The sequence below is a fragment of the Microbacterium sp. K41 genome, from assembly GCF_004794395.1.
Taxonomy (GTDB): Bacteria; Actinomycetota; Actinomycetes; order Actinomycetales; family Microbacteriaceae; genus Microbacterium; species Microbacterium sufflavum.
Map to the genome: position 1 here is coordinate 35,543 of NZ_SSDO01000510.1, position 19,426 is coordinate 54,968.

The 19,426-nt window shown below is 69.1% G+C and carries 23 protein-coding genes; 15 read left to right on the forward strand and 8 right to left on the reverse strand.

Annotated elements, in window-relative coordinates:
• Positions 1-16 precede the first annotated feature (16 nt).
• Both lipA and lipB read right to left on the reverse strand, forming a co-directional pair.
• A complete protein-coding gene (gene lipA, locus DW309_RS17120; protein WP_136034562.1) occupies positions 17-1,006 on the reverse strand; it encodes a lipoyl synthase in 990 nt (329 codons plus the stop codon).
• The gene (lipB, locus tag DW309_RS17125; protein ID WP_136034564.1) at positions 1,003-1,656 is read right to left on the reverse strand and encodes a lipoyl(octanoyl) transferase LipB; all 654 of its coding nucleotides are present in this window, start codon (positions 1,654-1,656) and stop codon (positions 1,003-1,005) included. The genes lipA and lipB overlap by 4 nt, the downstream gene beginning before the upstream one ends.
• Before the next feature lie 93 nt (positions 1,657-1,749).
• On the opposite strand from lipB, the gene DW309_RS17130 reads away from it, so the two are divergent.
• On the forward strand, positions 1,750-2,337 hold the full coding sequence (locus tag DW309_RS17130; RefSeq protein WP_136046057.1) for a TetR/AcrR family transcriptional regulator: 588 nt from the start codon (positions 1,750-1,752) through the stop codon (positions 2,335-2,337).
• Between the two features lie 36 nt (positions 2,338-2,373).
• Positions 2,374-3,930, forward strand: a complete 1,557-nt coding sequence (gene ffh / locus DW309_RS17135) for a signal recognition particle protein (RefSeq protein ID WP_136034568.1) — start codon at positions 2,374-2,376, stop codon at positions 3,928-3,930.
• Positions 3,931-3,933: 3 nt separating this feature from the next.
• Here the strand turns inward: ffh and DW309_RS17140 are convergent, their stop codons facing one another.
• Complete coding sequence (locus DW309_RS17140; RefSeq protein ID WP_136046058.1) at positions 3,934-4,848, reverse strand: EamA family transporter; 915 nt, start codon at positions 4,846-4,848, stop codon at positions 3,934-3,936.
• A gap of 78 nt (positions 4,849-4,926) precedes the next feature.
• On the opposite strand from DW309_RS17140, the gene DW309_RS17145 reads away from it, so the two are divergent.
• Positions 4,927-5,820: a LysR family transcriptional regulator gene (locus DW309_RS17145; RefSeq protein WP_136046059.1), complete on the forward strand. Its 894-nt coding sequence runs from the start codon at positions 4,927-4,929 to the stop codon at positions 5,818-5,820.
• A gap of 52 nt (positions 5,821-5,872) precedes the next feature.
• Here DW309_RS17145 and glpK read toward each other — a convergent pair whose 3' ends face one another.
• From glpK to DW309_RS17160, 3 genes are all read right to left on the reverse strand, one after another.
• Complete coding sequence (gene glpK / locus DW309_RS17150) at positions 5,873-7,387, reverse strand: glycerol kinase GlpK (RefSeq protein ID WP_136046060.1); 1,515 nt, start codon at positions 7,385-7,387, stop codon at positions 5,873-5,875.
• A 33-nt stretch (positions 7,388-7,420) separates the two neighbouring features.
• On the reverse strand, positions 7,421-8,176 hold the full coding sequence (locus DW309_RS17155; RefSeq protein WP_136034578.1) for an MIP/aquaporin family protein: 756 nt from the start codon (positions 8,174-8,176) through the stop codon (positions 7,421-7,423).
• 91 nt (positions 8,177-8,267) lie between these two features.
• The gene (locus DW309_RS17160; RefSeq protein WP_136046061.1) at positions 8,268-9,977 is read right to left on the reverse strand and encodes a glycerol-3-phosphate dehydrogenase/oxidase; all 1,710 of its coding nucleotides are present in this window, start codon (positions 9,975-9,977) and stop codon (positions 8,268-8,270) included.
• A gap of 103 nt (positions 9,978-10,080) precedes the next feature.
• Between DW309_RS17160 and DW309_RS17165 the strand changes: the two genes are divergently transcribed.
• A complete protein-coding gene (locus DW309_RS17165; RefSeq protein ID WP_136034582.1) occupies positions 10,081-11,052 on the forward strand; it encodes a sugar-binding transcriptional regulator in 972 nt (323 codons plus the stop codon).
• Between the two features lie 15 nt (positions 11,053-11,067).
• Here the strand turns inward: DW309_RS17165 and DW309_RS17170 are convergent, their stop codons facing one another.
• Entirely contained in the window at positions 11,068-12,219 is a 1,152-nt protein-coding gene (locus tag DW309_RS17170; protein WP_136046062.1) for a glutamate--cysteine ligase, read from the reverse strand.
• Positions 12,220-12,426: 207 nt separating this feature from the next.
• Between DW309_RS17170 and rpsP the strand changes: the two genes are divergently transcribed.
• From rpsP to DW309_RS17200, 6 genes are read left to right on the forward strand one after another with little or no spacing between them, the layout of a single operon-like run.
• A complete protein-coding gene (gene rpsP, locus DW309_RS17175) occupies positions 12,427-12,861 on the forward strand; it encodes a 30S ribosomal protein S16 (protein ID WP_136037018.1) in 435 nt (144 codons plus the stop codon).
• Between the two features lie 6 nt (positions 12,862-12,867).
• A complete protein-coding gene (locus DW309_RS17180) occupies positions 12,868-13,098 on the forward strand; it encodes an RNA-binding protein (protein WP_136034588.1) in 231 nt (76 codons plus the stop codon).
• Between the two features lies 1 nt (position 13,099).
• Entirely contained in the window at positions 13,100-13,708 is a 609-nt protein-coding gene (gene rimM / locus DW309_RS17185) for a ribosome maturation factor RimM (RefSeq protein ID WP_136034591.1), read from the forward strand.
• A gap of 12 nt (positions 13,709-13,720) precedes the next feature.
• Entirely contained in the window at positions 13,721-14,428 is a 708-nt protein-coding gene (gene trmD / locus DW309_RS17190; protein ID WP_136037019.1) for a tRNA (guanosine(37)-N1)-methyltransferase TrmD, read from the forward strand.
• Positions 14,429-14,471: 43 nt separating this feature from the next.
• Entirely contained in the window at positions 14,472-15,206 is a 735-nt protein-coding gene (locus DW309_RS17195; protein WP_136046063.1) for a class I SAM-dependent methyltransferase, read from the forward strand.
• On the forward strand, positions 15,203-15,634 hold the full coding sequence (locus DW309_RS17200) for a pyrimidine dimer DNA glycosylase/endonuclease V (protein WP_136046064.1): 432 nt from the start codon (positions 15,203-15,205) through the stop codon (positions 15,632-15,634). The genes DW309_RS17195 and DW309_RS17200 overlap by 4 nt, the downstream gene beginning before the upstream one ends.
• 9 nt (positions 15,635-15,643) lie before the next feature.
• Here DW309_RS17200 and map read toward each other — a convergent pair whose 3' ends face one another.
• Positions 15,644-16,426, reverse strand: a complete 783-nt coding sequence (map, locus tag DW309_RS17205) for a type I methionyl aminopeptidase (protein WP_136037021.1) — start codon at positions 16,424-16,426, stop codon at positions 15,644-15,646.
• Between the two features lie 109 nt (positions 16,427-16,535).
• Between map and DW309_RS17210 the strand changes: the two genes are divergently transcribed.
• The 5 genes from DW309_RS17210 (at position 16,536) to DW309_RS17230 (ending at position 19,421) form a co-directional block, all read left to right on the forward strand.
• Positions 16,536-17,024, forward strand: coding sequence for an MFS transporter permease (locus tag DW309_RS17210; RefSeq protein ID WP_136046065.1), 489 nt, complete (start codon positions 16,536-16,538; stop codon positions 17,022-17,024).
• A 169-nt stretch (positions 17,025-17,193) separates the two neighbouring features.
• Entirely contained in the window at positions 17,194-17,541 is a 348-nt protein-coding gene (rplS, locus tag DW309_RS17215; protein WP_136034604.1) for a 50S ribosomal protein L19, read from the forward strand.
• Between the two features lie 118 nt (positions 17,542-17,659).
• Positions 17,660-18,385, forward strand: a complete 726-nt coding sequence (lepB, locus tag DW309_RS17220) for a signal peptidase I (protein ID WP_136034606.1) — start codon at positions 17,660-17,662, stop codon at positions 18,383-18,385.
• Positions 18,382-19,041, forward strand: a complete 660-nt coding sequence (rnhB, locus tag DW309_RS17225) for a ribonuclease HII (RefSeq protein ID WP_136037023.1) — start codon at positions 18,382-18,384, stop codon at positions 19,039-19,041. The genes lepB and rnhB overlap by 4 nt, the downstream gene beginning before the upstream one ends.
• A 53-nt stretch (positions 19,042-19,094) precedes the next feature.
• The gene (locus DW309_RS17230) at positions 19,095-19,421 is read left to right on the forward strand and encodes a DUF2469 family protein (RefSeq protein ID WP_017204525.1); all 327 of its coding nucleotides are present in this window, start codon (positions 19,095-19,097) and stop codon (positions 19,419-19,421) included.
• Positions 19,422-19,426 lie beyond the last annotated feature (5 nt).

The following is a 19,426-nucleotide window of genomic DNA, read 5'->3' on the forward strand; positions in this document are numbered from 1 at the left end:
GCGCTCACCCCGCAGATCACACGGCCTGGGCGAACCCGAGGTCGGCGCCCTCGGCGATGTGCGCGAGGTGCGGCGGGATCTCCCGCCCCTTCGAGACCATGGACTGCGCCCAGAGGCGTCCGGCACGGTACGAGGAGCGCACCAGCGGTCCGGCGAGCACCCCGAGGAAGCCGATCCGCTCCGCCTCCTCCTTGAACTCGACGAACTCGGCCGGCTTCACCCAGCGGGCGACGGGGAGGTGCCGCGGCGACGGCCGCAGGTACTGCGTGATGGTGATGATGTCGCAGCCGGCGTCGTGAAGATCCTGCAGGGCCTGCACGACCTCCTCCGGCTCCTCGCCCATGCCCAGGATCAGGTTCGACTTGGTGATGAGGCCCGCGTCGCGCGCCTGGGTCAGCACTCCCAGCGAGCGCTCGTAGCGGAAGGCCGGCCGGATGCGCTTGAAGATGCGCGGGACGGTCTCGACGTTGTGGGCGAACACCTCGGGCCGGGACTCGAACACGACGCCGAGCTGATCCGGGTCGCCGTTGAAGTCGGTGGCGAGCAGTTCGACGCCGGTGTTCGGGTTGAGGCGATGGATCTGGCGGACGGTCTCTGCGTTGAGCCAGGCGCCGCCGTCGGGAAGGTCGTCGCGGGCGACGCACGTGACGGTGGCGTAGCGGAGGTTCATGCGCACGACGCTCTCGGCGACGCGGCGTGGCTCGTCGGTGTCGTAGTCCGCGGGCTTGCCGGTGTCGATCTGACAGAAGTCGCAGCGCCGAGTGCACTGGGATCCGCCGATCAGGAAGGTCGCCTCGCGGTCCTCCCAGCACTCGAAGATGTTGGGACAGCCCGCTTCCTGGCACACGGTGTGGAGGTCTTCGCTCTTCACGAGCGAGTGGAGGGCGGTGTACTCCGGCCCCATCTTGGCCTTGGTGCGGATCCACTCGGGCTTGCGCTCGATGGGGGTCTCGGCGTTGCGGATCTCGAGTCGGAGGAGCTTCCGGCCCTCGGGGGCGGCGGTCATGCGGGGACTCCCGTCCGTGCGATGTCGGTGTATTCGGCGAGGAAGGCGGCGCGGACGGCGTCCACGAGGTCGCGGGGTTCGACGACGGCTCCGGAGACCTCGCTGACCGTGGTCACACCGGCGTCGGTGATGCCGCACGGGATGATGTCGCGGAACGGTGCGAGCGAGTTGGCGCAGTTGATGGCGAAGCCGTGCATGGTCACGCCCTGCTGCACGCGCACCCCGATGGCGGCGACCTTGTCCTCGGAGAGGGGGCGGCGAACCCACACCCCGCTGCGACCGGGCACCTGGTAGCCGTCGACGCCGAACGGTCGCAGGACGTCGATCAGCAGATGCTCGAGCCGGCGCACGTGCGCGACGACATCCATGGGCTCAGGGAGGCGGACGATCGGGTAGCCGACCAGCTGCCCCGGGCCGTGCCAGGTGATCTTGCCGCCGCGGTCGACGTCGACCACGGGGGTGCCGTCCTGCGGTCGCTCGTGCGGCTCGGTGCGCTTGCCCGCCGTGTAGACGGCCTCGTGTTCGAGCAGGATCAGCGTGTCCGGACGCGCGCCGGAGAGCACATCGGCGTGCACGCGGCGCTGCAGGTCCCAGCCGTCGAGGTACGGCACGGGGGTCGGGGAGAACCCGGGGGTGAGGATGTCGAGCATGAAGTCTCGCCTCCGAAATAGTTGGATTGCGTCTAAGAATACGCCCTGTTGTGACGCCCGAGCGCGACTCGCCGCGCGCGGTAGCGTGAGGGTATGAACTCCACCGGCCGCGCTGGCCGCCCCAAGGCGTCGTCGCGCGAGACGCTCGCGGAGGCGGCGTGCGAGCTGTTCCTGGAGCGCGGGTACGACGCCACGTCGGTCGCCAACATCACGCAGCGCGCCGGGGTGAGCCGCTCCAGCTTCTTCAACTACTTCACCTCCAAGAGCGACGTGCTGTGGTCCGCCGTGGACGAGCGCATCGAGGAGGCCGTCGAACGCCTGCAGGGCCTCGGGCGCGAGGCGGACGGCGACGCGGTGCGCGGGATCCTGCGGGGCATCGTGCGGGACTTCGCGCCGGACCCGCTCGCGCTCGCTCTGCGCAACGCCGGCGCGATGGGACTGCAGGAGGAACTCGTCCGCGACACCGGTGTGCGCCTGGCGCGGCTGTCGGAGGCGATCGCCACCGCGGCCCGCGGCTCCGGTGTCGACGCGATCAGGGCGGACATCCTCGGCGCAGCCCTCGCGGCCGCCGTGTTCTCCGCGTTGCGCGTGTGGGCCGAGCAGGGCGCGGGGCTCGGAACCCCGCAGGCCGTGCTCGACGACGCCCTCGGCGCGATCCACGACCTCCCGTGGTCCGGCTGAGCGAGTCGTCGGCGCTCGCGTAGAATCGGGAGCACCATGGCTACCTTTGGAACGCTCTCCGACCGTCTCACCGAGACCTTCCGCAACCTCCGCACGAAGGGGAAGCTCACCGCCGCCGACGTCGACGGCACCGTGCGCGAGATCCGTCGCGCGCTGCTCGACGCGGACGTCGCTCTTGCGGTCGTCAAGGACTTCACGGCGAAGGTGCGCGAGCGCGCGCTCGGCGACGAGGTCAACAAGGCGCTGAACCCCGCCCAGCAGGTCGTGCAGATCGTGAACGAGGAGCTCGTGCAGATCCTCGGCGGGGAACAGCGTCGTCTGCAGTTCGCCAAGACGGCGCCGACCGTCATCATGCTCGCCGGGCTCCAGGGCTCCGGAAAGACGACGTTCGCCGGCAAGCTCGCGAAGCAGCTGGAGGGGGAGGGGCACACCCCGCTCCTGGTCGCCGCCGACCTGCAGCGTCCGAATGCCGTCAACCAGCTGCAGGTCGTCGCGGAGCAGGCCGGTGCGACCGTGTACGCACCCGAGCCGGGCAACGGCGTCGGCGATCCGGTCAAGGTGTCGCGCGACGGCGTGGAGCACGCCCGTCGCCAGCAGCATGACGTGGTGATCATCGACACCGCCGGACGCCTCGGTGTCGACGCCGAGCTGATGAAGCAGGCCGCCGACATCCGCAAGGCGGTCGACCCGGACGAGGTGCTGTTCGTCATCGACGCGATGATCGGTCAGGATGCGGTCAACACGGCGAAGGCCTTCCAGGAGGGCGTCGACTTCACCGGCGTCGTCCTGTCGAAGCTCGACGGTGACGCCCGCGGTGGTGCGGCGCTCTCGGTCGCCTCCGTCACCGGCCGGCCGATCATCTTCGCCTCGACCGGTGAGCGCCTCGAAGACCTCGAGCCGTTCCACCCCGACCGCATGGCGAGCCGCATCCTCGACCTCGGCGACATCCTGACCCTGATCGAGCAGGCGCAGCAGGCGTTCGACGAGGAAGAGGCGCTGAAGGTCGCCGAGAAGCTCGCCAACGAGGCCTTCACGCTGGAGGACTTCCTCGAGCAGCTGCAGCAGATGAAGAAGATGGGCTCGATGAAGAAGATGCTCGGCATGCTGCCGGGCATGGGCCAGATGAAGCAGCAGCTGGAGGACTTCGACGAGCGGGAGATCGATCGCACCGAGGCGATCATCCGCTCGATGACGCCGGGGGAGCGGCGTAACCCCAAGATCTTGAACGGGTCGCGTCGTCTGCGCATCGCCCGGGGCTCCGGCATGACCGTGACCGACGTGAACCAGCTGGTGCAGCGTTTCGACCAGGCGGCGAAGATGATGAAGACGGTCGCGCGCGGTGGCACGCCGAACATCCCCGGCATGGGTCCCGTGCCCGGCATGGGCAAGCCGGGAGCGTCGTCCAAGCGCGGCAAGAAGGGCAAGGGGTCTCAGGGACGCTCGCGCTCGGGTAACCCCGCCAAGCGGGCGGCCGAGAACGCTGGCCTGGCAGCATCCGCCTCCGCGAACGGCTCGGGCTTCGGTCTCGGCGGAGCTCCTGCGCCCACCGAGGCGGATCTCGCCGAGATCCAGAAGCTCTTCGGCAAGAGCTGATCCTCAGGCGCGTGCCGCCGGCACCGGTGGCTCCTCGCCGATCGTCGGCGTCGTCGGTGTTCGCCGTGGCCGCGCCGTCAGCTGTCCCACCACGAGCGCACCCAGAGCGAGGGCCAGTCCGACGCCCTGAACCGCGGTGAAGCTCTCCCCGAGGACGATGACGCCCAGCAGTGCGGCCACGAGCGGCGAGAGCAGGGCGAGCAGGCCGGGCGCGATCACCGGCAATTGCTGGATGCCCCGGAACCAGAGGGTGTAGGCGACGATACCCCCGACCGTACCCAGCCAGAGGTAGCCCAGCGCTGCGGCCCCGTCGATGGACGACGGCACGCCCTCCACGGCGAGGGTCACGGGAAGCAGGAGCAGACCACCCGCGGTGAGCTGCCATCCGGCGTAGACCACGGGGCCGATGCCCCGCGGACGGCCCCAGCGCTTGGTGAGGATCATGCCGAGGCCCGTCGCGGTGACGCCGCCGAGGGCCGCGAGCACGCCCCAGAGGTCGAGCTGCGCCGCCGGACCGAGGACGACCAGTGCGACACCGCCCGCTCCGGTCACGGCGGCCGCGGCGGACACCGCCCTGATCCGCTCCTGGAGCACCAGGGTACCCAGCACCAGCACGATGAGCGGCTGCGCCCCTGCGACTGCGGCGGCGACCCCGCCGGGCAGCCGCTCGGCGGCGAGGAACAGCAACGGGAAGAACGCGCCGATGTTGAGCGCGCCCAGCACGAGCATCTTCGGCCACCACGTGCCGCGCGGCAGGCGACGAGCGAGAAGCACGGCCACGAGACCCGCCGGGAGCGAGCGGAGCAGCCCCGCGAACAGCGGGTGGCCAGGAGGGAGGAGCTCGGTCGTGACGAGGTAGGTCGTGCCCCACGACAGCGGGGCCAGAGCGGTCAGCAGCACGATGCGCCATCTGTTCATGGCTCCAGCGTGGGGGCGTCCCACGCATGAGTCCAACGCGGGCTTGTCATCGTATCCATGAGGCGCGATCATGATCGGATGGATCTGCAGCAACTGCGGTACGTGGTCGCGGTCGCGGCGACCGGGAGCTTCACCCGCGCGGCGGAGCAGTGCTTCGTGACGCAGTCGGCGCTGAGCCACCAGATGGCGGCGCTCGAGCGCGAGCTCGGCCATCGGCTGTTCGCGCGATCGAGCCGCAGTGTGCGCCTCACGGAGGCGGGCGAGGCGTTCCTCGAGCATGCACGGGTCGCCGTCCGCGCCGCCGAGCAGGCGAAGGACGCCGTCGCTGCGGTTGCCGGCGAGGTGACCGGAACGCTCCGCCTCGGCGCGATCCCCACCGTGACAGCAGTCTCGGTCCCGGAGGTTCTGCGCGCGTTCCGGGAGGCGCATCCCGCGGCACGGGTGGAGCTGCGCGGCGGCAACAGCGACGAGCTCATCGCCGCGCTCCGCCGCGACGACCTCGACATCGCGCTGCTGGGCTTGCGCGGCGACCTGGAACCCACGGGGGTCGCGTCTCGCGCGGTACAGCATCAGCGACTGGTCGCGGTGCTGCCGCATGACCACGGGCTCGCGACGCGGCGGCGACTCCGGCTCGCCGATCTCGCCGGGTGCGCCTTCGCGGACTTCCCCGCCGGGACATCGGGTCGGGCGCAGAGTGACGCCGCCTTCACCGCCGCAGGACTCGAGCGGGACGTGGCCTTCGAGGTCGACACCGCCCCGCTGCTCCTCGGACTCGTGAGGGCGGGGCTCGCCGTGACCCTTCTGGCCCCGGGGGTGGTCGACGGCGCAGAAGGTGTGGTCGCGGTGGCGGTGAGCGACGGGCCCGAGCGGACCGAATACGTCGCGTGGGATGCCGTGGCTCCGAGGGGCGTGGCGCGGGCGCTGCTGGCCGTCCTGGACGGGATGCGGAACCAGGAATCGGAGCGCGGGTGAAACGAGAAGCGGGCCCGGGGGAGACCCCGGACCCGCTTCATCCTTCCTCGGACTACTTCACGTCCTCGTCGACCCAGTCCATCGACTTGGTGACGGCCTTGCGCCACAGCCGCAGCTGACGCTCGCGCTCGGCGTCGCCCATCGTCGGCTCCCAGCGCTTGTCCTCCTGCCAGTTGGCGGAGAGGTCGTCCAGCCCGTTCCAGAAGCCGACGGCGAGACCGGCGGCGTAGGCGGCACCGAGCGCGGTGGTCTCGGCGACGACCGGGCGCACGACCGGGACCCCGAGCACGTCGGCCTGGAACTGCATGAGCGCGTCGTTGGCCACCATGCCGCCGTCGACCTTGAGCTCGCTCAGGTCCACGCCCGCATCCGCGTTGACGGCATCGAGCACGTCGCGGGTCTGGAACGCGACGGCTTCGAGCGCTGCCCGCGCGATGTGGTTCTTGTTCGCGTAGCGGGTGAGACCCACGATCGCGCCGCGGGCGTCCGGACGCCAGTACGGCGCGAACAGACCGGAGAACGCGGGGACGATGTACACGCCGCCGTTGTCCTCGACCTGCTCCGCCAGCTTCTCGACCTCGGGCGCCGAGGAGATGATCCCCAGCTGGTCGCGGAGCCACTGGATCAGCGAGCCCGTCACGGCGATCGACCCTTCGAGCGCGTAGTGCGTCGGCTGGTCCCCGAGCTTGTAGCCGACGGTCGTGAGCAGCCCGTTCTTCGAGTGGACGACTTCCTCGCCCGTGTTGAAGATCAGGAAGCAGCCCGTCCCGTAGGTGTTCTTGCTCTCGCCCTTCTGGAACGCCGCCTGACCGAACGTCGCCGCCTGCTGGTCGCCGAGGATTCCGGCGATCGGCGTCTCGCGCAGCAGCGACGAGCTCTCGGCGGTGCCGTAGACCTCGGAGGAGGAGCGGATCTCCGGCATCATCGACCGCGGCACGCCGAACACCTCGAGGATGTCGTCGCGCCACTCGAGCGTCTCCAGGTCCATGAACAGCGTGCGCGAGGCGTTGGTGACGTCGGTGGCGTGCACGCCGCCGTCCACACCGCCGGTCAGGTTCCAGAGCACCCAGCAGTCGGTCGTGCCGAACAGCAGGTCGCCCGCCTCGGCCTTCTCGCGCGCACCCTCGACGTTCTCCAGGATCCACGCGATCTTGGTGCCGGAGAAGTAGGTCGCCAGCGGCAGGCCGACGACCGGCTTGAAGCGCTCGACGCCACCGTCGGCTGCGAGACGGTCGACGATCTCCTGCGTACGGGTGTCCTGCCACACGATCGCGTTGTACACCGGCTTGCCCGTGGTCTTGTCCCAGACCACCGCCGTCTCGCGCTGGTTGGTGATGCCGACCGCGGCGATGTCGTGCCGGGTCAGGTCGGCACGGCCGAGCGCCAGTCCGATGACCTCCTGCACGTTGCGCCAGATCTCCGCCGCGTCGTGCTCGACCCAGCCGGCCTTCGGGAGGATCTGCTCGTGCTCCTTCTGGCCGGTGGCGACGATGCTGCCCTTCTTGTCGAAGATGATGGCGCGGCTCGACGTCGTGCCCTGGTCGATCGCGATGATGTAGTCAGCCATGTGTTCTCCTTTGAATTCGCTTGCGGGTAGGGATCAGCCGGCGAGGCCGAGCAGAACAGGTGCCGCGAGGGCGGCGATGACACCACCGATGAGCGGGCCGACGACCGGGACCCACGAGTAGGACCAGTCGCTCGCGCCCTTGCCCTTGATCGGGAGGATGGCGTGAGCGATGCGCGGGCCGAGGTCACGGGCGGGGTTGATGGCGTAGCCGGTCGGGCCACCGAGGGAGGCGCCGATCGCGACCACGAGCAGGGCGACCGGAAGCGCCGTGAGCGGGCCGAGGCCACCGGGGGTGCCGATCTCGATGTCGCCGTAGTCGGCGAACGCGAAGATCACGAACACCAGCACGAACGTACCGATGATCTCGGTGACGAGGTTCCAGCCGTAGGAGCGGATGGCCGGGCCGGTCGAGAACACGCCGAGCTTGTTGGCCGCTTCGGGCTCCTCGTCGAAGTGCTGCTTGTAGGCGAGCCACACGACGATCGCACCGAGGATCGCACCGAGCAGTTCCGCCCCGGTCGCGGTCAGGAACATCGCGAAGTCGATCTTGCCGGCGACGAGCAGGCCGATGCCGACGGCGGGGTTCAGGATGGCGCCCGAGTAGGCCGAGACGAGGACACCGGCGAACACCGCGAGACCCCACCCCCAGTTGACCATCAGGAAGCCGCCACCGAAGCCCTTGTTCTTCGCCAGGGCGACGTTCGCGACGACACCGCAGCCGAGCAGCACCAGCATCGCCGTGCCGACGAGCTCGGACAGGAAGTAAAGACCGAGATTGACGTCAGTCATGTCTTCATTGACCTTTCTTACGGGTCGGGGCCCCTCTGCCCCGACCCCCTATGGGGGTAGCACCGCAAGGAGGGCGGTGGTCGGACTTCCGTCAGCCGCGGGCGCGGGACGGAAGGTGGAGTCCGTGTCGTTCGTTGAGGAGGAGGCGGGTCTGCTCGACTTCGGCATCGTGCCGCTCGCGGTCCCAGCCGAGGAGGGGAGCGAGCGCCTCAGCGATCTCGTCGAGCACCTCGGCGTTGGCGCCGCCCGTGAAGGCGATGCTGGTGCGGCGCAGGATCAGGTCCTCCAGCCGTGCGACCATCTCGTTCTGCACCATCCATTCGAGCTCCCGTGTGGAGAGGTCGCCGCCGGCGAGGGGCGCGTCCGGCCCCTGCTCGACGTGCGCCCAGACCTCGGCCGCCCGCGTGCCGTAACGGGCCAGCAGCTGCTCGGCACGTGCTCCGGCGCCCGGCAGGTTCTCCTGGATCCAGATGCGCTTGGCCTTCTCGGTGCGCGGGAACTCGCGTCCGCCGCCGATGGCACGACCCGCGGTCGACACCGTGCGCGTGCGACCCAGGAGGTCGAGCACCTGGTTGGACAGCGATTCGCCGAGCGCGCGGAACGTGGTCCACTTGCCACCGACCAGGCTCACCAGCGGGACGGCGCCCTGGCGGTCGACCTCGACCCGGTAGTCGCGCGAGACGAACCCGGGGGCCGTGTCCTCGTGGCGGGGGAGCGGGCGGATGCCGGAGAAGTTGTAGACGATCTGCTCGCGGGTCACCGAGATCGTCGGGAACACGTGGTGGATGAGGTCGAAGAAGTAGTCGATCTCCTCTTCGGTGCACACCGGGACCTCGCGCGGGTCGGCGTCGATGTCCGTGGTGCCGACGAGCACTCGGCCCTTCAGCGGATAGATCAGCACGATGCGGCCGTCGGAGTGCTCGAAGAAGATCTCGCGGCCGCGGGTGGCGTCCAGCAGCTCCGGGTGGTCCAGCACGATGTGCGAGCCCTTGGTGCCGCCCATGAAGCGGCTCTGGAGACCGAGCTCCTCGTTGGTGAGGTCGGTCCAGGGGCCGGACGCGTTGACGATCACGTCGGCGGACACGGCGAACTCGGTGCCGCTCTCGCGGTCGCGCAGCAGCACGCTGTCGCCGTCGCGACCGACCGCCTCGACGTAGTTGAGAGCCACGGCGCCGGGGTGCGCGGCGCGCCCGTCCTGCAGCACGTCGAGGGCGAGCCGCTCCGGGTCGTGCATCGAGGCGTCGTAGTACGTCGCGGTGTACTTGATGTCCGGGTCTAGCGACGGCAGTTCAGCGAGCGACTTCTTACGTCCGAGGAAGCGGTGGCGCGGCACGGTGCCGCCGTCGCGCGAGAAGGTGTCGTAGATCGTGAGGCCGACCTTGATCAGGAACGCTCCGCGCTCCTTCGGCTTGCCGCTCTTGTGGGTGAGGAAGCGGAGCGGCGCGGAGAGGATGCCCGAGAACGTCGAGTAGATCGGGATCGTGGTCTGCAGCGGCTTGACGTAGTGCGGCGCGATCTTGAGCAGACCGTTGCGCTCCTCCACCGATTCGCGGACGAGGCGGAACTCGCCGTTCTCCAGGTACCGGATGCCCCCGTGGATCATGTGGCTGGAGGCGGCGGAGGCCCCGGACGCGAAGTCGCCGCGCTCGACCAGGAGGACATCGACCCCCTGCAACGCCAGGTCGCGGAACGTGGAGATGCCGTTGATGCCACCGCCGATGACGAGGACGGTGGTGCGTCCGGACTCGCGGACAGCGCGGACGTCCGCGCGCTCGGGGGACGCGTGTGTGGAATCGATCATCGTCGACCCTCTCTTCCTTGCTTGCCACCAGCATCGACCCGTCTGACGTGGGCGCGCAAGTCCGCTGCACATATGTGCAAGGATCGAAGGACAGGAGGAAGTCATGGCAGGTTCCGGCGCGCAATCCCGCGACAGCAAGCTGATCGCGGCGCTCACCGCCGCTCAGCTCTACTACATGCAGGACAAGACCATGGAGGTCATCGCCACGGAGCTCGGCACGTCGCGGTCGTCGGTCTCACGGCTGCTGAGCTTCGCGCGAGAGAGCGGACTCGTCGACATCCGCATCAACTCACCGCTCGAACGGCTCGGCATGCTCGAACAGCGCATCCGCGATCGCCACCGCGTCGTCGCACACGTGGTGCCGATGGCCGAGATCGTGAGCGAGGTGGAGCGGCTGGAGCGCGTCGCCCTGACGGCGGGACGACTCCTGTCTCAGTTCGTCGACTCCAACATGATCGTGGGCGTGGCGTGGGGATCGACCATCAGTGCCGTCAGCCGTGGTCTCACGCAGAAGGAGACGCACAACACCACGTTCGTGCAGCTCAACGGCGCCGGCAACACGCAGACCAGCGGTGTGGAGTACTCCAGCGACATCCTGCAGCGCTTCGGCAGTGCGTTCGGCGCGCAGGTGCAGCAGTTCCCGGTCCCGGCGTTCTTCGACGACCCCGCGACGCGAGAGGCGATGTGGCGGGAGCGCAGCACACGGCGGGTGCTCGACCTCCAGGCGAAGATGGACATCGCGGTGTTCAGCCTCGGCTCGCCCGCGGCAGAGGTCCCCAGTCGCGTCTACGTCGGCGGGTATCTGGGGCGTGAGGACTACCGGAGCCTCCGCGAGGATCACGCGATCGGCGACGTCGCGACCGTGTTCTTCCGCGCGGACGGCTCGTGGCGCGACATCCGCGTCAACGCCAGGGCGACCGGGCCGGGCCTCGACCGTCTGCGGCGCGTGCCCCGGCGGGTGTGCGTCGTGTCCGGGGTGCCGAAGCTCGCGAGCCTGCGGGCGGCGATCGCCGCGGAGCTCATCACCGACGTCGTGCTCGACGAGGGCCTCGCGCGCCGGCTCATCGAGGACTGAACCGCCGACGGGGCGTCACTCGCCGTCGATCGACGACTCCGGCCCCGAGCGGAACTCGCGGATCAGGTGCTGCACGACCGCGGCGAGGTCGCCGTCCGTCGCGTCGGCGACGCCCAACTGACGCGCATAGCTCGCGCCTCCCTCGAGGATGCCGCCGATGCTCGCGAACTCCCGCCCGCAGCCGAGCTCGACCGCGACCGGGGCGAGCTCTTCGATCTTCTCCGCCAGATGATCTCCTACGAGGCGCTGAGTTCCGATCGCGTCGACGATCACGCGCGCGTCGAGGCCGTAGCGGGCGGCGCGCCACTTGTTCTCCCGGTGGTACCAGGCGGGAAGCTCCGGAAGCGCGGCGCCCTCGTCCAGCAGCCGCGAGAAGTGCTCGACCAGCACCTGCACGAGCGCCGCGACGGCGGCCATCTCGGACAGCGTGGACAGCCCGTCGCACGCCCTCACCTCGATCGTGCCCCAGCGCGGTGCGGGGCGGATGTCCCAGCGCACCTCCGTCGCGTCGGCCATGACGCCCGTGCGGACCATGTCGTCGAGGTACCGCTCGAACTGTGCCCAGTCGCGCAGCGGCCAGGGGAGCCCAGCGGTCGGAAGCTGCTGGAACACCAGGGCGCGGTTGGAGGCGTATCCCGTGCGCTCCCCGGCCCAGAACGGGCTCGACGCCGACAGAGCCTGCAGGTGGGGGAGGTAGGCCGACAGGGCGTTGATGATCGGGAACACCTTGCGCTGGTCCTCCACGCCGACGTGCACGTGGATGCCCCAGATCATCATGTTGCGTCCCCACCACTGGGTGCGCTCGATGAGGGTGTGATACCGGGTCTTGTCCGTCACCTGCTGATCGAACCATTGCGCGAACGGGTGGCTGCCGGCGGAGAGGAGCTCGATCCCCGCCGGGTCGGTGGAGGCCCGGACCGCGGAGATGGCGTTGGCGATGTCGTCGACCGCGTGGGCCACCGAGTCGCCGATGCCGCTCGTGACCTCGATCGTGTTCGTGAGGAGCTCCCCGGTCACGGTGTGGCGTTCATCCTCGCTCTCCGCTTCCAGCGCGGCGAGGAGCTCGGGCGCGCGGCCGACCAGATCGCCGGTCGCGGGATCGGCGAGCATGATCTCCCATTCGAGACCGACGGTGGAGCGGGCCGAAGCGGCGAAGTCGAGCTGCACGACCACAGTCTGACACGGCGTCGCCGACCCGCGGCCACGCCGTGTCACCGCGTTTCGCGCGGGGCCGGTGCATCTGGCAGAATAGAGGGTCGGACGACGTGCTCGACCCTCTATCCAGCATTCGTCCTCCCTATTGAGCTTCCGCCGGGTGTGCACCCCACTCTCCAGGCGATCGGTTCGTTTCCTTCCACACCATTCAGGAGAATCGTGTCTGTCAAGATTCGTCTCAAGCGCCTGGGCAAGATCCGCGCGCCTTACTACCGCATCGTCGTCGCCGACTCGCGCACCAAGCGCGACGGTCGTGTGATCGAGGAGATCGGCAAGTACCACCCCACCGAGGAGCCCTCCTTCATCGAGGTCGACTCCGAGCGTGCGCAGTACTGGCTGTCCGTCGGCGCTCAGCCGACCGAGCAGGTCACCGCCATCCTCAAGATCACGGGCGACTGGGGCATCTTCAAGGGCGACAAGGACGCGAAGTCCACGCTCAAGGTCGCCGAGGAGAAGACGGCGTTCGAGGCCGACTCCTCGAAGAAGTCGGTCATCAAGCCGAAGGCGGAGAAGAAGGAGGCTCCCGCTGAGGAGGCTCCCGCCGCTGACGCCGACGCGGAGGCCGCCGAGGCTCCCGCCGCCGACGCCGAGTAATCCATCGTGCTTGCCGCCGCGCTCGAGCACATCGTCAAGGGGATCGTCGATCACCCGGAGGATGTGCGCATCACCGAATCCACCTCGCCGCGAGGCGACCTCCTCGAGGTGCGTGTGCACCCCGACGACCGTGGACGCGTGATCGGGCGCGGCGGCCGCACGGCCAAAGCCCTGCGCACTCTCGTCAGCGCTCTCGCGGACGGGCGTCGCGTTCGTGTCGACGTCGCGGACGACTGACGTGGTGGCGAAGGACCGCAGCCAGGGCAGGAACCAGCTCCGCGTCGGACGGCTCGTCAAGGCGCACGGGCTGAAGGGCGCCCTGAAGCTGGAGCTGTACACCGACAACCCCGAGGGCCGATTCACCCCGGGGGCCGTGTTCACGTTGCAGGTGCCCGAGGCATCTCCGTGGCACGGCAAGGAGATCACCGTCCGCGAGTACCGCGTGATGAACGGGAACCCGGTCGTGTTCTTCGACGACGTCGACGACCGCACGGCCGCCGAGAGCCTCGTGCGCGCGATCCTCTGGATCGATCAGGACGAGGATGAGGTCGAGGAGAACGCCTGGTTCGACCACCAGCTGGTCGGACTCGACGTCGTCCGCGACGAGACCGTGGTCGGTCGCGTCGTCCGCGTCGATCACTTCCCCGCCCAGGACCTCCTCATCGTGAAGGCGGGCGAGCAGGAGATCATGGTGCCGTTCGTCGAGGCGATCGTGCCGACCGTCGATGTCGCGGGCGGCCGCGTCATCGTGACGCCGCCGTCCGGTCTGTTCGAGGAGCTCCCCGACTCGGAGGATGCCCAGGCGGACGAGTCGACGGAGGCGGACGACGCTTCCGAATCGCGCTGATACGGTTCCCCCGTGCGCATCGATGTCGTCTCCATCTTCCCGTCGTACTTCGACGGCCTGACGCTGTCGCTGCTCGGAAAGGCGCGGCACACCGGTCTGCTCGATCTGCGCGTCCACGACCTCCGCGACTGGACGCACGACCGCCATCGCACGGTCGACGACACCCCGTACGGCGGGGGAGCGGGCATGGTCATGAAGCCGGAGCCGTGGGGGCTCGCCCTCGATGAGATCGCCGGTTCCGACGTGTCCGGCACCGAAGCTCCCACCTTCATCTTCCCGTCTCCGGCGGGGGAGGTCTTCACGCAGGCGACGGCGCGCGATCTCTCGACGCGGGGACATCTCGTGTTCGGTTGCGGCCGCTACGAGGGGATCGACGAGCGCGTCTTCGAGTACGCGTCCGGCCTGGGCGAGGTCCGGTTGATCAGCCTCGGCGACTACGTGCTGAACGGCGGCGAAGTCGCCGCGATGGCCATGATCGAGGCTGTCGGACGGCTCATCCCCGGTGTCGTCGGCAATCCGGAGAGCCTCGTCGAGGAGTCGCACGAGGACGGGCTGCTGGAGTACCCGTCGTACACGAAGCCCTCGGTCTGGCGCGAGCGTGCGGTGCCGGAGGTGCTGCTCAGCGGCAACCACGGGGCGATCGCGGCCTGGCGCCGCGAACAGCAGATCGAACGGACTCGGCGCCGTCGGCCGGACCTCCTGCCACCGGCGGAGGCCTGAACCGACCTCCGAACGCGTGTCGCGCACCTGTTAGCGTCGGAGCATGGTGGACAGGGCACTCGCGCAGTCGTTCGAGACGATCGGCGAGGAGTACGACCGTCATCGGCCGGGATTCCCCGTCGCAGCGGTCGAAGCCATCCTCCCCGCCGCGGTTCCTACGGTGCTCGACCTCGGCGCGGGGACGGGCAAGTTCACCGAGCTCCTGCTCGAGCGCGCGGATCGCGTGGTGGCCGTCGAGCCTTCCGCGCCGATGCGCGAGGTGCTTCGGTCCAAGCTGCCAACGGTCAGCGCTCTCGACGGTACGGCTGAGCGCATCCCCCTGGGCGACGGCGCCGTCGAGGCGGTCTGCGTTGCGCAGGCCTTCCACTGGTTCGACCGGGACACGGCCGCGGCGGAGATCGCGCGGATACTGAGGCCGGCGGGTGTGCTGGGTCTGCTCTGGAACCGCGCGGATCCGACGTGCGCATGGGACGTCGCATGTCACCGCATCGCCCACCCGGCCGTGGGCGACGCCGATGCCACGACCGCGACCGCCGTGGAGCTGCCGGGCTTCGACTTCGTCGGGCACCACGAGATCCGCTGGACGGAACGGATCAGCCGTGCCGGCTACGTCGCCCGGTGGGCCACGGTCAGCAGCTATCTCGTCGCGAACGAGTCCGGGCGCCGCGCGATGCGTGATGCGATCGAGGCCGTGCTCGACGACAGCCCGGAGACGGCGGGCAGTGCGGCGTTCGACCTTCCGCACCTGACTGACGTCTTCCGCTACCGGCGCGCATGAGGATTTGGTCGTTGCATCCGGTGTACCTCGACCGGCAGGGCCTCGTGGCGTGCTGGCGCGAGACCCTGCTCGCTCAGGCTGTGCTCGCCGGAACGACGAAGGGCTATCGCGAGCACCCGCAGCTGGCGCGCTTCCGTGAGGCACCCGAGCCATCGACGGCGGTGGCGGCCTATCTGCGCGGTCTTGCGGACGAGGCTGACGCGCGTGGCTACCGCTTCGATCGCGCGCGCATCCGTACCCTCGGCACCACTGTGCCGCCCCTCGAGGTCACCACCGGTCAACTCGATCTCGAGTGGCGCCATCTGCGTGCCAAGCTCGCCGCCCGAAGCCCGGACCGCCTGGCCCTGCATGCGCACACGCACCGTCCGGCGCCTCATCCGTTGTTCGTCGTAGTCGAGGGCCCCGTGGCGTCGTGGGAACGGGCGTGACGTCGCGGGTCAGTCGACGCCGAGGAAGGAACGGTCGGTGAGGATGATCGGCCCGTCATCCGTGATCGCGATGGTGTGCTCCGAATGCGCACCGCGGGAGCCGTCGACGCTGCGCAGCGTCCAGCCGTCGGGGTCGGTCACGAGCTCGTCGGTGGTCGCGAGGAACCACGGTTCGAGAGCCAGGACCAGGCCGGCGCGGAGCGGGAAGCCGCGGCCCGCTCTGCCGTCGTTCGCCACATGCGGGTCTCCGTGCATGGTGCGTCCGACGCCGTGCCCGCCGAAGTCGGTGTTGATGGAGTAGCCCTCGCCGTGGGCGACGTCGGCGATCGCAGCGGAGATGTCGCCGATGCGGTTGCCCACGACAGAGGTCTCGATCGCGGCCGTGAGAGCCCGCTCGGTGGTGTCGATCAGACGCAGGTCCTCGTCGCGCGGCGTGCCGACCACGAACGAGACGGCGGAGTCGGCCACCCATCCGTCGACGGAGACCGCGAAGTCGAGGGTGACCAGATCGCCGTCGCGCAGGGTGTAGTCGTGGGGGAGGCCGTGCAGGACCGCGTCGTTCACGGAGGTGCAGATGACCTTGCCGAAGGGGCTCGCCCCGAAGGACGGGTGGTAGTCGATGTAGCAGGACTCCGCGCCCGCTCTGCGGATCATGTCGTGGGCGCGACGGTCGATCGCCAGAAGGTTGGTGCCCACTTTCGTCTCGTCGCGCAGGGTCGCCAGGGTCTCGGCGACGAACCGGCCTGCCGCGCGCATCTCGTCGATCTCGGCAGGGGTGCGCAGTTCGATCATGGGTGTCCTCTCGTTTCCTCCATTCTCCCTGATCGAAGCGCCCAGGGGAGCCGCGCGCTCAGAGCGAACACGCTGACCCGACGAGGGGCGACCGACGTAGCATCGGAGCATGTGGTTGCGTCAGGCGTTCTTCCGGTGGCTCCTGCCGTCTGCCTTCGTGCTCCCGCTGTGGCTCCTCGTCGGCTGGGGCGTGTTCCAGGGCGGCTGGGCCATCCTGTGGGTGTTGCTCATCGCGATGCCGTCCGTCTTCATCGGGCAGCTCCTGCTCACACTGCTCACGCGTTCGCGGCCGTCGGTCCGCGCTGAGCGTGCCGTGTCCTGGTGGGATGTCGCCGGCTTCGCGCTGTGGCATGGCCTCACCATCGCGGTGGGGTTCTTCATCGACGGCGCGTTTGGCTGGTTGCTCGCGGCGGCGATCGTCGTCGGGATCGCGCTCGTCTGGCTGCAGCTGTGGCAGCTGTGGAACGAGGCCCGTGGCAGTGGGGCGCGCATCAGAGAGACCATCACATGGTCCACGATCCCCGCCGCGGACGAGCCGACCGTGCGCGCGGAGCCCCATGAGATCGTCGTCGTGCGCGAGAGTGATCCCCGGGACTGAGTGACCGTTTTGGTCGCATCTGCCATCCGTGGCAGAATGGATTCTTGTGCCGTGACCGGCTCTGCCTCAGGGGAGCCCGCGGACGCGTCAGCGCCGTTCAGCACACACCCGTTCTTGTTCCTTCCATCATCATGCATCCGACCTGTGGCGAGTGCAGAGAGAGACGATCATGCAGATCCTCGACGCCGTCGACGCGGCTTCGCTCCGTTCCGACATCCCCGAGTTCTTCCCCGGTGACACCGTCAAGGTGCACGTCAACATCACCGAGGGAAACCGCTCCCGTATCCAGGTCTTCCAGGGCGTCGTCATCGGCCGCCAGGGCGACAGCGTGCGCGAGACCTTCACGGTCCGCAAGATCAGCTTCCAGGTGGGCGTGGAGCGCACCTTCCCCGTGCACTCCCCGGTGATCGACCACATCGAGGTCGTCACGCGCGGTGACGTTCGTCGTGCGAAGCTCTACTACCTGCGCGAGCTGCGTGGCAAGAAGGCGAAGATCAAGGAGAAGCGCGACAACTGAGTCGCAGCTTCCTCACAGCACCCCGGGACACGATGTCCCGGGGTGCTTTGTCGTGCGCGGGGTGTGCGACCCTTGTTACTGCCGTGTGCCAACGGTGCTCCACTCGAGAAGGAACCAGATGACTGACTCTCCGTCCGCACGTCCGACGAGAAGGCGCCGCGGGTTCCTGGTCTTCCTCCGTGATGTGCTGGTGATCGTCCTGATCGCGGCGCTGGTGTCGTTCGTCATCAAGACGTTCGTCGTCCGCTCGTTCTATATCCCCTCGGCCTCGATGGAGCGGACGCTACTCATCAACGACAGGATCCTCGTCGACGAGCTGACACCGCGCTGGACCGGCTACGAGCGGGGCGACGTGGTCGTGTTCAAGGACCCCGGGGGATGGCTCGACGGTCAAGTGCAGACACCGGCGCAGCCGCCTCTGATCCAGGCCGTGGATTGGGTGCTGAACTTCGTGGGTATCTCGGCGACGGACTCGCAGGACCATCTCGTCAAGCGCGTGATCGGGGTCGCGGGCGACCACGTGGTGTGCTGCAACGCGCTGGGGCAGATCACGATCAATGGTGCACCGATCGACGAGCTCGGATACCTCAACCTCCCGCAGGGCGACACCGCCGCCTCCAACGAGCCGTTCGACGTGGTCGTGCCTGAGGACTCGGTGTGGCTCCTGGGCGACAACCGCGATCGCTCGCGAGACGCGCGCGCCCACCAGGATCTCCCGAGCGGCGGCTTCGTGCCCGTCGGCAACATCGTCGGCAAGGCGTTCCTGACGACCTGGCCGCTCGATCGGTTCGGCACGATCGACGGGCATCACGAGATCTTCAACGGGGTACCGGAGTCGGAATGACCGTCGTCGCGCCCCGTCTGACGCTCGAGCGACGGCTCCTCGGCGAATGCGAGCTGATCATCGCGCTCGACGAGGTCGGTCGCGGTGCCCTCGCGGGGCCGGTCGCCGTGGGGGCCGCCGTGATGGACGCCAAGGGAGCGCGCCGGCGGGTTCCCGAGGGCCTGCGCGACTCGAAACTCGTCACGGAACGACGGCGCCCTGAGGTGGCTGCGCGCGCCGCGGCGTGGGTCCAGGCCTCCGCCGTCGGCTGGGCAACGGCGAGGGAGGTCGACGAGGTGGGGATCATGCGGGCGCTCGGTCTCGCCGCGTCGCGGGCCGTTCAGGCCGTGGTGGACCAGGGGGCCGCCCTCGAGAATGCGCTGGTGCTGCTCGATGGGAATCACGACTACGTGTCCCGCGTCCATCCCGTCCCCCTCCGTGTGCGGCCGGTGGTCAAGGCCGACCGCGACTGCGCCTCCGTGTCGGCCGCCTCCGTGATCGCCAAGGTCGCACGCGACGGGCACATGGCCGAGCTGCACGAGGGTCATAGCGGCTATCAGTGGGATCGGAACAAGGGCTACGCGAGCCCCGAGCATCGGGACGCCATCCGCGCTCTGGGCCTGTCACCGTTCCACCGGTCGTCCTGGGCGATCGCCGATGCCCCGACGCTCTTCTGAGGGCGCCCGCGGATACCGCTCCGTGCGGTCCGCCGCCATAGGATGGAGTCATCATGGATGAGGAAGCCTTCGACGACTACGACCGCGAGCTCGAGCTGGCGCTGTTCCGTGAGTACCGTGACGTCGTCTCGCAGTTCCAGTACGTGGTCGAGACCGAGCGGCGCTTCTACCTCGCCAACGAGGTCAACGTCGTGCGACGCGACACCGAGCACGACTTCTACTTCGAGATCTCCATGAGCGATGTCTGGGTCTGGGACATCTATCGCGCGGACCGCTTCGTGAAGGCCGTGCGGGTCCTCACCTTCAAGGACGTCAACGTCGAGGAACTGCAGCGACGCGAGTTCGAGCTCCCGCAGGAGCTGTCCCTCGACGGCGAGTGACCTGA